The 13,033-nt window shown below is 65.1% G+C and carries 16 protein-coding genes and 1 pseudogene; 10 read left to right on the forward strand and 7 right to left on the reverse strand.

Annotation, left to right across the window (positions count from 1 at the left end):
- Window positions 1-287 precede the first annotated feature (287 nt).
- Window positions 288-509 carry a hypothetical protein gene (locus AC56K1_RS19070; RefSeq protein ID WP_497159368.1) on the forward strand — a complete coding sequence of 74 codons (222 nt, stop codon included), beginning with the start codon at window positions 288-290 and terminating at the stop codon, window positions 507-509.
- Between the two features lie 81 nt (window positions 510-590).
- Here AC56K1_RS19070 and purB read toward each other — a convergent pair whose 3' ends face one another.
- Window positions 591-1,970, reverse strand: a complete 1,380-nt coding sequence (gene purB / locus AC56K1_RS19075) for an adenylosuccinate lyase (protein ID WP_497159369.1) — start codon at window positions 1,968-1,970, stop codon at window positions 591-593.
- Window positions 1,971-2,138: 168 nt separating this feature from the next.
- Here purB and AC56K1_RS19080 point away from each other — a divergent pair, with 168 nt between their 5' ends.
- Entirely contained in the window at window positions 2,139-2,753 is a 615-nt protein-coding gene (locus AC56K1_RS19080) for a glutathione S-transferase C-terminal domain-containing protein (protein ID WP_497159370.1), read from the forward strand.
- Window positions 2,750-3,679, forward strand: a complete 930-nt coding sequence (locus AC56K1_RS19085; RefSeq protein WP_497159371.1) for a PfkB family carbohydrate kinase — start codon at window positions 2,750-2,752, stop codon at window positions 3,677-3,679. The genes AC56K1_RS19080 and AC56K1_RS19085 overlap by 4 nt, the downstream gene beginning before the upstream one ends.
- Window positions 3,680-3,825: 146 nt before the next feature.
- Here AC56K1_RS19085 and bfr read toward each other — a convergent pair whose 3' ends face one another.
- Window positions 3,826-4,296 carry a bacterioferritin gene (gene bfr, locus AC56K1_RS19090; protein WP_497159372.1) on the reverse strand — a complete coding sequence of 157 codons (471 nt, stop codon included), beginning with the start codon at window positions 4,294-4,296 and terminating at the stop codon, window positions 3,826-3,828.
- A 107-nt stretch (window positions 4,297-4,403) separates the two neighbouring features.
- The gene (locus AC56K1_RS19095) at window positions 4,404-4,610 is read right to left on the reverse strand and encodes a (2Fe-2S)-binding protein (protein WP_497159373.1); all 207 of its coding nucleotides are present in this window, start codon (window positions 4,608-4,610) and stop codon (window positions 4,404-4,406) included.
- Between the two features lie 243 nt (window positions 4,611-4,853).
- Between AC56K1_RS19095 and AC56K1_RS19100 the strand changes: the two genes are divergently transcribed.
- The 3 genes from AC56K1_RS19100 to AC56K1_RS19110 are packed head-to-tail and all read left to right on the forward strand — an operon-like array spanning window position 4,854 to window position 7,257.
- Window positions 4,854-5,114: a FeoA family protein gene (locus AC56K1_RS19100; protein WP_497159374.1), complete on the forward strand. Its 261-nt coding sequence runs from the start codon at window positions 4,854-4,856 to the stop codon at window positions 5,112-5,114.
- 2 nt (window positions 5,115-5,116) lie between these two features.
- Entirely contained in the window at window positions 5,117-6,997 is a 1,881-nt protein-coding gene (feoB, locus tag AC56K1_RS19105) for a ferrous iron transporter B (protein ID WP_497159375.1), read from the forward strand.
- 2 nt (window positions 6,998-6,999) lie between these two features.
- Complete coding sequence (locus AC56K1_RS19110; RefSeq protein ID WP_497159376.1) at window positions 7,000-7,257, forward strand: DUF6587 family protein; 258 nt, start codon at window positions 7,000-7,002, stop codon at window positions 7,255-7,257.
- 25 nt (window positions 7,258-7,282) lie between these two features.
- On the opposite strand, the gene AC56K1_RS19115 is transcribed toward AC56K1_RS19110, so the two are convergent.
- Together AC56K1_RS19115 and AC56K1_RS19120 are read right to left on the reverse strand one after the other, a co-directional pair.
- Window positions 7,283-7,678: a COG4315 family predicted lipoprotein gene (locus AC56K1_RS19115; RefSeq protein WP_497159377.1), complete on the reverse strand. Its 396-nt coding sequence runs from the start codon at window positions 7,676-7,678 to the stop codon at window positions 7,283-7,285.
- Window positions 7,679-7,719: 41 nt separating this feature from the next.
- Window positions 7,720-8,395 (reverse strand): annotated as a pseudogene (locus AC56K1_RS19120) (DUF72 domain-containing protein).
- Between the two features lie 95 nt (window positions 8,396-8,490).
- Here AC56K1_RS19120 and AC56K1_RS19125 point away from each other — a divergent pair.
- The 3 genes from AC56K1_RS19125 (at window position 8,491) to AC56K1_RS19135 (ending at window position 10,459) form a co-directional block, all read left to right on the forward strand.
- On the forward strand, window positions 8,491-9,162 hold the full coding sequence (locus AC56K1_RS19125) for a glutathione S-transferase family protein (protein ID WP_497159378.1): 672 nt from the start codon (window positions 8,491-8,493) through the stop codon (window positions 9,160-9,162).
- Window positions 9,163-9,253: 91 nt separating this feature from the next.
- Window positions 9,254-10,039 carry a 5'-3' exonuclease gene (locus AC56K1_RS19130; RefSeq protein WP_497159379.1) on the forward strand — a complete coding sequence of 262 codons (786 nt, stop codon included), beginning with the start codon at window positions 9,254-9,256 and terminating at the stop codon, window positions 10,037-10,039.
- A gap of 21 nt (window positions 10,040-10,060) precedes the next feature.
- Entirely contained in the window at window positions 10,061-10,459 is a 399-nt protein-coding gene (locus AC56K1_RS19135) for an ANTAR domain-containing response regulator (protein ID WP_497159380.1), read from the forward strand.
- On the opposite strand, the gene AC56K1_RS19140 is transcribed toward AC56K1_RS19135, so the two are convergent.
- Window positions 10,456-11,184, reverse strand: coding sequence for a GAF domain-containing protein (locus tag AC56K1_RS19140; RefSeq protein ID WP_497159381.1), 729 nt, complete (start codon window positions 11,182-11,184; stop codon window positions 10,456-10,458). The genes AC56K1_RS19135 and AC56K1_RS19140 overlap by 4 nt on opposite strands.
- Window positions 11,185-11,463: 279 nt before the next feature.
- Between AC56K1_RS19140 and AC56K1_RS19145 the strand changes: the two genes are divergently transcribed.
- Entirely contained in the window at window positions 11,464-11,802 is a 339-nt protein-coding gene (locus tag AC56K1_RS19145) for a hypothetical protein (protein WP_497159382.1), read from the forward strand.
- Between the two features lie 20 nt (window positions 11,803-11,822).
- Here AC56K1_RS19145 and mnmA read toward each other — a convergent pair whose 3' ends face one another.
- A complete protein-coding gene (gene mnmA, locus AC56K1_RS19150; protein ID WP_497159383.1) occupies window positions 11,823-12,926 on the reverse strand; it encodes a tRNA 2-thiouridine(34) synthase MnmA in 1,104 nt (367 codons plus the stop codon).
- Window positions 12,927-13,033: the final 107 nt, after the last annotated feature.

The following is a 13,033-nucleotide window of genomic DNA, read 5'->3' on the forward strand; positions in this document are numbered from 1 at the left end:
TACGCGTTAGAACTAACTATACCAAAGATCCTTTCCTGCTGCTGGGGATGGTTTTTTTCGCTTTGTACACTAGCACGGATTGCAAAGAGTGCACAGCAGTGGCGGCTGGAATGTAAAATCCAGAGCAGGGCTGGTTTTCAAATATTGATGGCTGACACGAAAGTTGCGCGAAGCAGGAGCCGTGCGCAATTCAAGCTTCCCCTGCCGGCCACGCACGGCGCGCGGGCGCCGACTGGCCGCCTGCTTCCGGCGCTCCTGTCCTGGCGCCTGTCGCCGCAGCACGCGCTGTGGGCGGCCGCCTCGCGCACCGTGCGCGCCCTCGCGCCTGGACGCTGACGCCTTCCTCCTACACGGCGCTCGACGCGCGCTTCGGCTGGCGCATCCGGCCCGGGCTGGAGCTGTCGGTCACCGGCGAGAACCTTACCGGCGGACATGCGGAATACGGCTCGATCCTGGCGCGGGCCGAACTGGAACGCCGTTTGGGCGGGAAGGTGGTGTGGGAGTATTGAAGCGGCGATGAGTGTTACATGGTGCGTTGCCGCAGATCGTAACGTGGGCAAGTTCCTTGCCCACGCTACGGTGCGCTGGTATTAAATGGCCGCAGCCAGTTGCGCCGCCAGCCCGGTGTAATTCGCCGGCGTCATTTGCAGCAGCAGATCCTTCGCCTCCTGCGGAATCGCCAGCTTCCCAATGAACTCCTGCAGCGCGTCGCGCGTAATGCCCTTGCCGCGGGTGAGTTCCTTGAGCTGCTCGTACGGGTTCTCGATGCCGTAGCGGCGCATCACGGTTTGCACCGGCTCGGCCAGCACTTCCCAGTTTGCATCCAGGTCCGCTTCCAGGCGGGCCGCGTTTACTTCCAGCTTGTTCAGGCCGCGCAGGCAGCTGTCGTAGGCCAGCAGGGTGTAGCCGAAGCCCACGCCTATATTGCGCAGCACGGTCGAATCGGTCAGGTCGCGCTGCATGCGCGAAACCGGCAGCTTCTCGGCCATGTGGCGCAGCACCGCGTTGGCCAGGCCCAGGTTGCCCTCGGAGTTCTCGAAGTCGATCGGGTTGACCTTGTGCGGCATGGTCGAGGAGCCGATCTCGCCGGCGCGCAGCTTCTGCTTGAAGTAACCCAGCGAGACATACGTCCAGATGTCGCGGTTCAGGTCGAGCAGGATGGTGTTGGCGCGCGCGATGGCGTCGAACATCTCGGCCATGTAGTCGTGCGGCTCGATCTGGATGGTGTAGGGGTTGAAGGTCAGGCCCAGGCGCTGCTCGATCACTTCTTGCGAGAAGGCCGCCCAGTCGAAGCCCGGATAGGCCGACAGGTGCGCATTGTAGTTGCCGACCGCGCCGTTCATCTTGCCGAGGATTTCGACCTGCGCGATGCGCTTGATGGCGCGCTGCAGGCGCGCGACCACGTTGGCGAATTCCTTGCCGAGGGTGGTCGGGCTGGCGGTCTGGCCGTGGGTGCGCGAGAGCATCGGCAGCGACGCGTTGGTGTGCGCGATCTCGGTCAGCTTGGCGATGATCGCCTGCAGTGACGGCAGCAGCACGCCGTCGCGCGCGGCCTTGAGCATCATGCCGTGCGAGGTATTGTTGATGTCTTCCGAGGTGCAGCCGAAGTGGATGAATTCGCTCGCCGCCACCAGCTCAGGCACGTCCTTGACCTGCTCCTTGAGCCAGTATTCCACCGCCTTGACGTCATGGTTGGTGACCGCCTCGATCTCCTTGATGCGCGCCGCCTGGGCGTCGCCAAACTCGGCGGCCATGCGTTCGAGGTGGGCGTTCGCGTCAAGCGAGAACGGCTTGATCTCGGCGAAGCCCGCCTGCGACAGCGCCTGCAGCCACGCGATTTCCACTTTCACGCGGTGGTGCATGAAGCCCGCTTCGGACAGGATCGGGCGCAGCTTGTCGGTTTTCGACGCGTAGCGGCCGTCCAGCGGGGACAGGGCAGACAGGGTAGGGGAAGGGACGGTAGAGGTCATGGCGGGCGGTCCGTGCAAAAACGCGGATTTTACCACTGGCGGCGGCCCGAGGCCGCGACGCCAGCCCGAGCACAGCCGCCAACCAGGCCCGTTTGGCGTCTTCCCGGCGCGAGTGGCGGCGCGACTCGCGATGCTATACTTGCATCTCTTCTTCTACCCCGGGCATTTATGAAACTCATCGGTTCGATCACCAGTCCCTATGTGCGCAAGGTCCGCGTCGTACTGGCGGAGAAGAAGCTCGATTTCAGCTTCGAGCAGGAAAACGTCTGGGTCCCGGAGACCACTATTCAAGCGGTCAACCCGCTCGGCAAGATCCCCTGCCTGGTGATGGAAGACGGCAGCACGCTCTACGATTCGCGCGTGATCGCCGAATACCTCGATACCGTCTCGCCTGTATGCAAGCTGCTGCCGCCGAACGGCCGCGAGCGCACTGAAGTCAAGGTATGGGAAGCGCTGGCCGACGGCGTGCTCGATGCCGCCATCCTGGTCTTCCTGGAGCGGCGCGAGCGCCCGCTTGAACAGCAAAGCGCCAAGTGGATCGAGCGCCAGCTGGGCAAGGTGCATGCCGGCCTGCGCGAGATGTCGTCCCGGCTGGGCGACTCCAGCTACTGCATGGGCACCCATTACACGCTGGCCGACGTTGCGGTCGGCTGTGCGCTGGGCTGGCTCGCCTTCCGCTTCCCCGAGATCGACTGGCGCGGCGACTACCCGAACCTGGCGCGCCTGTTCGATAAACTGTCCGAACGCGCGTCGTTCCGCGACACCGTTCCCTTCGTCGCGTGAGCGCGCCCGCCACCACCGCCGTCTTCGGCGAAGCGCTGGTCGACGACTTCACCACCGAGCAGGTCGTTGGCGGCGCGCCCTTCAACGTGGCGCGCCACCTCGCCGCCTTCATGGCGCCGCAGCTGATGATCACCCGCATCGGCAGCGACGGTCCAGGCCAGGCCGTGCGCGCGGAATTCGAACGCTTCGCGATGAGCGAGGCCGGGCTGCAGCTCGACCCGATCGAGGAAACCGGCCGCGTGCTGGTCGAGCGCGTCGCGCGCGGCCACCGCTTCACGATCCTGCCCTGCCAGGCCTACGATTTCATCGACCGCGAGCAGGCGCTGGCGGCGCTGGAGAACGCGCAGCCGGGCATCTTCTATTTCGGCACCCTGGCCCAGCGCAGCGAGCGCTCGCGCACCACCCTGCATGCACTGCTCGCAGCCACCGGCGCGCTGCGCTACCTCGACCTGAACCTGCGCGAGGGCCAGGTCGACGAGCGCTGCGTTACGCGTTCGCTGCAGGCGGCCCAGATCGTCAAGGTCAACGAAGAAGAGCTGCAGGCGCTGTTCGGATGGTATTTCCAGATGGCGCCCGACGCCCCGGCGCTGTCGGCGGAAGAAGTGCATGCCTCCTGCGGCGCGCTGCTCAAGATGTTCTCGCTCGACGCGCTGATCGTCACGCTCGGGCACCGCGGCTCGGTGTATTTCGCTTCAAACGGCGAGGTGGTCATGACCCGCGATACCCCGGCGCCGCCCTTCGTCATCGACACGGTGGGGGCAGGGGATGCGTTCTCGGCGATTTTCCTGCTGGGCAGGATGCGCGGCTGGCCGCTGGACCTGGCGCTGGCACGGGCCAACGAGTTCGCGGGCGCGATCTGCGCAATTCCGGGCGCGGTGCCGCGGGACCTGGGGTTTTATGATGGGTGGATGAGGAAGTGGCGCTAGTGGTGTGCTAGCAAGATTGGCCGGAACAATGCCGATGGCATTGTTCCGGCCTGCGCGGGAACGACGAATTTTAGGCCAACATACCAAGAACGTTGTCCCCGCGCAGGCGGGGCCCCGATTTCTCCAGCAGTACCACTGCAGCGGGGTTACTCCCCGATCTGGCTCTGCAAATAATTCTGAATCCCCACCTTCACGATCAGGTCGAGCTGTGTCTCCAGCCACTCGATATGCTCTTCGGTATCCTCGAGGATCATCAGGAACAAATCGCGCGTGACGTAATCGGCCGCCGCTTCCGAGGCCGAGATGCCTTCCTTGACCGTCACCTGGGCCGCGCGCTCGAGCTTCAGGTCGCATTCGAGCATTTCCTGGGTCGATTCACCGATGAGCAGCTTGTGCAGCGCCTGCAGGTTCGGCAGGCCGTCGAGCATCAGGATGCGGTCGATCAGCTTGTCGGCATGCTTCATCTCGCCGATCGATTCCTCGTATTCCTTCTTGGCCAGGCGGCCGAAGCCCCAGTGGCGGTACATGCGCGCATGCAGGAAATACTGGTTGACCGCGGTGAGCTCATTGGTCAGCTGCGCGTTGAGCAGCCGGATGATGTTGGGATCGCCCTTCATGGGATGCTTTCGGTGATGTGAATGTCAACATCATAGCAAACCGCAGGCGGCGCTGGGGAGGCGCTAACCCCGGCGTGGCCGGGATGGGACATTTCGAACGGCCGGGGTCAGGCCAGCTGCGTGCGGCGCAGTTCGGTGACGACGGTCTTGCTGTCGAGGTGTTCGTTGAGCACTTCGCGCGCATAGCTGACGCAAGTGCCGCACATCGTGCCCACGCCCAGTTCGCGGTGCAGCTCGGCGACCGACGAGATGCCAAGGTCGATGGCCTGGCGGATTTCACGGTCGGATATGTTGTTGCAGACACAGACGATCATCGTTTCGTTCCTTGGTGCTGAGCTGGTGGCGGTCTTGGTGATTTGCTATTTAAATGAGAATCAATCTCATTCGTGTTCTATTCTCTCCAAACTCGGCCGCGTTTGCAACAGGTTTTTGTGGGTTCCCTGCATTATTTGAAAGCTGTGATTAAACCGCAAATAGAAATAATTCGCATTTAGGTTTATGATGCACATAGTTGTCTCATCAGCGCTACACGTAGTACCACATCCACGGACGCGACCATGACTCTTGCCTCTTCCCTCACCACGCTCGACGGCCTCCAGGCCGGCCAGAGCGCCACCGTGATCCACCTGGCGCCAACGGCGCAGCAGGGCGGTTTCGACGTCCAGCGCCGCCTGATGGAGCTCGGTTTCGTGCCGGGCGAGCGCATCCGCATGCTCAGGCGCGGACTGCCGGGCGGTCCGCTGGCGGTAAAGGTCGGCCAATCCACCTTCGCGCTGCGCCGCTTCGAAGCGGCCCTGGTGTCGATCCAGCCGGAATAAACATGGGTGTCATGGAACAACAGGTGGCGTCGCGCACGCCCCTGGTCGCACTGCTCGGCAATCCCAACTGCGGCAAGACCGCACTGTTCAACCGCCTGACCGGCTCGCGCCAGAAAGTGGCGAACTACGCCGGCGTGACCATCGAACGCAAGGAAGGCAGCTTCACCTTGCCCGACGGGCGCGCCTTCCGCGTGCTCGACCTGCCGGGCGCCTATTCGCTGTCGGCCCAGACCCCGGACGAAGTCATCACTCGCGACGTGATCGGCGGCCTGCGCGCCGGCGAGCAATCACCCGACGCCCTCATTTGCGTCGTCAACGCCACCAATCTGCGCCTGAACCTGCGCCTGGTGCTCGAAGTGCGCCGTCTCGGCCTGCCGATGGTGCTGGCGCTGAACATGGTGGACGTCGCAAAAAAGCGCGGCATCGTCATCGACACGGCCCGGCTGTCGCAGGAACTGGGCATGCCGGTGGTCGAGACGGTGGCCATCCAGGCCGGCGGCGAAGCCGCGCTGCTCGACACCCTCGACGCCATGGCTTTTGAGGGCCCGGTCAAGCCCAAGGCCCTGTCGGCCATCGACGACGTGCCGGTGGAAGACACCCAGCGCGAAGTGCGCCGCATCCTGGCGGCCACCGTCTCGGAAGTGCATGACAAGGGCAACCTGTCCGAAGCCATCGACCACGTGGCGCTGCACCCGCTGGCGGGCCCCGCCATCCTGGCGGTCTTGATGTTCCTGGTGTTCCAGGCCGTGTTCAGCTGGGCCGCCATGCCGATGGAGATGATCAGCGAGGGCGTCGGCGCCATCGGTCAGCAGGTCGGCTCCTTTATGGCCGAAGGCCCGCTGCGCAGCCTGGTGGTGGACGGCATCATCGCCGGCGTCGGCAGCGTGCTGGTATTCCTGCCGCAGATCCTGATCCTGTTCTTCTTCATCCTGCTGCTGGAAGACTGCGGCTACCTGCCGCGCGCAGCCTTCCTGCTGGATCGCATCATGGGCAGCGTGGGCCTGTCGGGCCGTGCCTTCATTCCGCTGCTGTCCTCGTTCGCCTGCGCGATTCCCGGCGTGATGGCCGCGCGCACCATCCAGAACCCGCGCGACCGCCTGGTGACCATCATGATCGCGCCGCTCATGACCTGCTCGGCGCGCCTGCCTGTATACGCATTGATCATCGCGGCCTTCATCCCGAACCGCGAAGTCGGCGGCTTCATGAACCTGCAAGGCCTGGTGCTGTTCGTGCTGTACGCGGCCGGCATCGTCAGCGCGATGGCGGTGGCCTGGTTCCTCAAGGGCCGCGGCGGCTATGCCCAGCAGCCCCTGATGCTGGAACTGCCCGCTTATCACTGGCCGCATTTGCGCACCTTGGGCCTGGGCCTGTGGGAGCGCGCCCGCATCTTCCTGACGCGCGTCGGTACCGTGATCCTCACGCTGATGGTGCTGTTGTGGTTCCTGTCGAGCTTCCCCGGCGCACCGGAAGGCGCCACCCACCCGCCGATCTACTACAGCGTGGCGGGCATGCTGGGCCGGGCTCTGGCGGTGGTGTTCGCCCCGATCGGCTTCGGCTGGGAGATCTGCATCGCCCTGATTCCGGGCATGGCCGCGCGCGAAGTCGCGGTGGGCGCCCTCGGCACCGTGTATGCGCTATCGGGCGGTGACGACGTGGCCGACACCCTCGGCCCCCTGATCGCCCAAGCCTGGCCGCTGGCCACCGCGCTGTCGCTGCTGGCCTGGTATGTGTATGCGCCCCAGTGCATCGCCACCCTGTCGGTGGTGCGCCGCGAAACCGGCAGCGCCAAGTACGCGTGGATCATGGCGGGCTATATGTTCGCGCTGGCCTACCTGGCCTCGTTCATCACGTATCGCGTGGCGCTGTTCTTCACCGGAGCCTAGGAATGTGGCAGGAGCTGATCGTCGGGATCATCGTCGCGCTGGCCGCCTTCTCGGCCTTTGCGAAATACCTGCCCGCGGCATGGCGCCGCGCCCTCGTGCATCGCCTGTCAAAAGGCGGGCGCCAGTCGCGGCTCGTGAAGATGCTCGACACCTCGGCCAGCTGCGGCAGCGGCTGCGCCAGTTGCAAGACCTGCGACACGCTTGACCCCGCCCCGCCGCCAGGCAAGGGCAAGGTCATCAAGATCCACGAACGCCGCTAAGGTCCGTTACGCCTCGCGCGACCCGCTAGCGCGCCGGTTCAGCCACCACATGCCAGGCGCCGCCGACACCATCGCCGGTCTTGTCGCCTTCTTTCTTGTCCTTGATGAAGGTATACAGCGGCTTGCCCCGGTGCGCGAGCTGCTTGCTGCCGTCTTCGCGCGTGACCGCCGACCAGGGTTCTGCCAGGGCGGCGCTGCCGGCCATCACCGGCGGCCAGTTTTTGGCGCAGGTCTCGACGCAGCTGCTCTTGCCGCTGCCGGCGGCATCCTTGTCATAGGTGTAGACGGTCATGCCCGATGCATTGACCAGCACGCCGTTGGCCGGCTTCAGTGGCGCACCTCCGGGCGGGGCGTCGGCGGCAAACAAGGTGGTGGAAAACAGCAGGGTAGTAAGGGCGGAAGTGACGCGAAGCAATTTCATAAAAGCCTCCTGGTCGGTTACAGCATGGGTGGACAACCATTCTAGTCCTGCTCGTCCAGTGCGTCGACCGCCGCGATGAGCCGGCGTGCGTCGAAGGGCGCATGCACCTTGACGTCGTTATCGAAGTAGCAGTAGACGTCGCGCGCGCGCCTAGGTGGCGACGCCGTGCCGGACACCAGCCGCGCATCCTCCGGCTGCCGGCCATGGCGCCAGGCGTGGATGCGCCTGGCCCAGGCCTCGATCGCCGCGTCCCCGTAGCCGCTCGCATACAGCTCCTTGTCGCCGTGCAGGCGGATGTAGACGAAGTCCGCGGTCAGGTCTTCACATAGCGGCCACTTGCCGGCGGTGTCGGCCACCACCAGCGCCACCTTGTACTTGCGCAGCAGGGCGATGAAGGCGGGGTGCATGAAGCTCTCGTGGCGGATCTCCACCGCATGGCGCATCGGGCGCTTGGGCCCGGGGTCACGCCAGACCTTGCCCTCCATGCGCGGCTGGTAGCACCAGGCACGTTCGAGCGCGGCGTCGGTGTCCTGCGTACCACTGCGCATAGCTTTCGGGCCGCTGCAGCGAATAAAAGGAACCGTTGATTTCGATGGTCGGCAGCTGGCTTGCCGCGTATTCCAGCTCGCGGTGCTGGACCAGCCCCGGTGGATAAAAGACGCCGCGCCAGGGCACATAGCGCCAGCCGGAAATGCCGATATAAACCGATCCGCTCATGCGCCGACGATACACCGGCTCGCCTGTTGGCAGGCGCACAACCCCGCACGCTGCATGGTAAGCTGCGGGCCTGTCGAATCTTATCGAAAGCGTCCATGATCGTCGTCCATCACCTGAATAATTCGCGCTCGCAGCGCATCCTGTGGCTGCTCGAAGAGCTCGGACTGGACTACGAGATCAAGCGCTACCAGCGCGACCCCAAGACCATGCTGGCGCCGGCCGAACTCAAGGCCGTCCACCCGCTGGGCAAGTCGCCCGTCATCACCGACGGCGACGTGACCGTGGCCGAATCGGGCGCCATCATCGAATACCTGGTAGAGCGTTACGGCAAGGGACGCCTGGTGCCGGCGGCCGGCACGCCCGAGCGCCTGCGCTACACCTATTTTTTGCACTTCGCCGAAGGTACGGCCATGTCGCCGCTGCTCATGAAGCTCGTGTTCGACCGCATCGAATCCGGCCCGATGCCCTTCTTTGCCAAGCCGATCGCGCGCGGCATTGCACGCAAGGTCAAGGACACGTTCATCATGCCGAACATCCGCAGCCAGCTCGATTTCCTCGAAGCCGAGCTGGGTAAATCGCCCTGGTTCGCCGGCAGCGAATTCAGCGCCGCCGACATCCAGATGAGTTTCCCGCTGGAGGCGGCCGCCTCGCGCGGTGGCCTGGGCAGCCAGTACCCGAAGCTCGAAGCCTTCCTCCAGAAGATTCACGCCTGCCCGGCCTATGTCCAGGCGCTCGAGCGTGGCGGCAAATACGACCTGATCAAGTAAGAGCAGCAAGCAGCCCGCTTTCCGAAGCGGGCCGCGGGGTTTATCATGGCGGCGCACGCCTTGCCTTAACCCTCACACCGCACACCCACCCATGAGCAAACCGGGAAAGCTGCTGGCGATCGATGGCCTGAACATCGTCCGCCGCGTCTACGAAGCCAGTCCCGAGCCGGACTCCGACCTGAAGGCCAGCATCGCGCTGCGCCACGCCTTCTCGTCCTTCCGCATCCTGCTCGAGACCCACGCCCCGACCCACGTGCTGGCCGCCTTCGACCATGGCGGCGACACCTGGCGCCATGCGCTCTACCCGCGCTACCGCGAGAACCGCGCGCCGATGCCCGGCTTCCTGCGCGAAGCGCTGCCCGAATTCCACGAGCGCCTGCGCCAGGCCGGCCTGCAGGTCCTGATGCTGCCCGGGGTCGAGGCCGACGACGTGATCGCCACCGGCGTGATGCGTTGGCTGCAGGAAGGCCGCGGCGAGGCCATCGTCGCCACCACCGACAAGGACCTGCACGTGCTGGTCGCCCATGGCGCGCTGGTGTGGGACCACTTCAAGAACGAATGGCATGACGACGCCTGGGTGCGCCAGCGCTTCGGCGTGGCGCCGGAGCTGCTGCACGATTTGCTGGCGCTGATGGGCGACCCGACCGACGGCGTGCCGGGCGTCTCCAGGATCGGCATGAAGACCGCGGCGCGCCTGCTCAACGCCTACGGCAGCCTGGAAGCGGTGGTGGCCGGCGCCGGCATCCTCAAGACGCCATTGGGCGAGAGGCTGCGCACCGAGCGTGAGATACTCCAGGTCTCACGCCAGCTGGTCGAGCTCAAGCGCGACGTGCGCCTTGGCGTGACCTGGAACATGCTGGCCTATGAGTCACACTGAAAGATAAAAAGGGAAGATGCGATGCTCAAGGCATTGATCGTGGACGGCAGCGCAATCTCGCGCGGGCTGCTCAACACTGTGCTGCTTGACGGCGGCTACGAGGTGGTCGCGCAGACCCATACCGGCCTGCTGGGTTACACGCTGGCGATGAAGCACCGCCCGCAGATCGTCTGCATCGCGCGCGAGCAGGTCGAAGATGGCAGCAAGGTCGTCGAGGAATTGCGGGCCCACCTGCCGAAGGCGATGATCCTCATGGTCTCTGGTACCCTCGACGCGCCCACCATCCAGGCCGCGGCCGCGCGCGGCGTGCATGGCTTCGTGGTCAAGCCCTTCAAGGCCGACACGGTGCTCAAGACCATCCGCAATACCGTGATCGCGGTCGTGAAAAAGCAGCAGGGCGCACCCGGCAACCCGGCTTAAGCCCGCGCCCGGCCGCGGCGCGCGATTTCCTCGGATGCGATCGCGGCCAGCTCGTGCAGCGCGCGCAACTCGCGCTCGCGTAGACGGCGCGGCTCGCGGTCGAACACGCACAGGGTGCCGAGCAGGCGTCCGCCGGCGTCCGCCAGCGGCACCCCCGCGTAGAAGCGCACATACGGCTCGCCCGTCACCAACGGATTGCTTGCAAAACGCGGGTCCCCGGCCGCATCGTCCACCACGAACGCAGCTCCCGCCGCCAGCGCATGGCTGCAGAAGGCCCAATCACGCGGCGTTTCCGCCAAAGCGATCCCGACCCGCGCCTTGAACCACTGGCGCTGCGCACCCACTAGTGTCACCAGCGCGATCGGGCAATCCGTGACCTGCGCCGCCAGCCGCGCCAGGCGATCGAAGGCTTCCTCGGCCGGCGTGTCCATCAGGTTTGACGCGGCCAGTGCCGCCAGCCGCTGCGCTTTGTCTTCCGGCACCGGACAGGGCGGGGCGCTCTCGGTGATGGGGTCCCAGGCGTACGCGTCGGCAGGCTCGGCATCGCCCTGCTGGCTGAGCAAATGCCGTACGCTGCTCAGGCGTACCCGCCGGTGCCCGCCGGGCGTTTTCCAGGCCGGCAGGGCGCCGCTCTCCATCCAGAGCTGGGTCGTGCTGACTGCGATGCCAAGCAGCTGCGCCGCTTCGCGTGTCGTCAGGATCGGGTCGTCGTTGGGCGTTGTCATAAGCTGCATCAAGGTGAGTGCGGAGATTCTAACCTGATTTTCCACGGAATTGACGAAACTACACAACTGACCCGTTCACATTGACGATGAGCAGTACTCCATCCCGATAACTCCCGCATAATCGTCATTTCCATCAAATCTTGCGCCCCGGTGCGCCTCCGAAGCCCAGATGAATTCACTGCGCCTTCCGGACTCGCGCGAAGCGATGCGCCTCGCTGCCGTGCGCCATCTCGAACTGCTCGATACCGCGCCCAGCGAGCCTTCGATCGGATCACGCGCATGGCCTCGCAGCTGCTCCAGCTGCCGATCGCCGCGGTGTCGCTGACCGACGTCGACCGCCTGTGGTTCAAGTCCAAGGTGGGGGAGCACAATGCGATCCCGCGCCTGAACGCGATAGTGATGGCGCAGATCGAATTGCAGCATGCGCTGGGGCGGATCGATCCGCTCAGCGGCCTGCCCAACCGCAACCAGTTCGTCAGCGACATGCGCGACCTGGGGCTTGTCGCGGACAAGGGCGAGCCCCAGCTGGCCGCCCTGGTCAGCCCGGTCAGCCGGAGCAGCTCAGCGACGCCATGCGCGTCATGGGCAGCGCCTGGCTCGACGACACCGTGCGCATGACAGTGCCGGCCTTCGACTGATCAAGCGGCGACGTTGAGATCAATAATTCCACCGCCAAGGCACACGTCGCCGTCATACAGCACGGCCGACTGCCCCGGCGTCACCGCCCACTGCGGCTCCGTGAAATCCAGCGCGAAACGGTCGAATCCTTCAGCGGAAACCGTGCAGGCCACGTCCGCCTGCCGATAGCGCGTCTTGGCCGACAAGGCCCGCGGCGGCGGCGCTTCGCCCGCGATCCAGCTGGCCTGGCCGGCTTCGAGCCTGCCGGACAGCAGCCACGGATGGTCGTGCCCTTGCACGATGTAGAGCGTGTTGGTCGCGATGTCCTTGCGCGCCACGAACCACGGCTCGCTCGTGCCGTCCGCATTCCTGTGCGACTTCAGGCCGCCAATGCCGATGCCCTTGCGCTGGCCCAGCGTGTAGAACGACAGGCCGATATGCTCGCCCACGACAGTGCCGTCGTCGAGCTTCATCGGGCCCGGCTTGTGCGACAGGTAGCGGTTCAGGAATTCGCGGAACGGGCGCTCGCCGATGAAGCAGATGCCGGTCGAATCCTTCTTCTGCGCGTTGGGCAGCTGCAGGCGCTCGGCGATTTTCCGCACCTCGGTCTTGGGGATCTCGCCCAGCGGGAACAGCGATTTCGAGAGCTGCGCCTGGTTCAGGCGGTGCAGGAAGTAGCTCTGATCCTTGGTGTGATCGAAGGCTTTCAGCAGCTCGAAGCGGCCGTCGTTCTCCCGCACGCGCGCGTAGTGGCCGGTCGCGATCAGATCCGCGCCCAGCTTCATCGCATGGTCGAGGAAGGCCTTGAACTTGATCTCGGCGTTGCACAGCACGTCCGGGTTCGGCGTGCGGCCGGCCTGGTATTCGCGCAGGAAGTCGGCGAACACGCGGTCCTTGTACTCGGCCGCGAAGTTGACCGCCTCGATGTCCACGCCCACCACGTCGGCCACGCTGGCCGCGTCGATCCAGTCCTGGCGCGTCGAGCAGTATTCCGAGTCGTCGTCGTCTTCCCAGTTCTTCATGAACAGGCCGATGACTTCATAGCCCTGTTCCTTCAGCATCCACGCCGCGACCGAGGAGTCGACGCCGCCCGACATCCCGATCACGACTTTTTTCTTGCTCATGCTATTTCCAAGTAATTAAAGGGACATCGGAAAACCGTCGCGAGCGGCAGCAATTGGCCGAGAAGCGCAGCTGTACGAGGAGTACAGCGAGCATCGCAGGCCGACAG

This window comes from Telluria sp. ZB4P37, assembly GCF_059685855.1.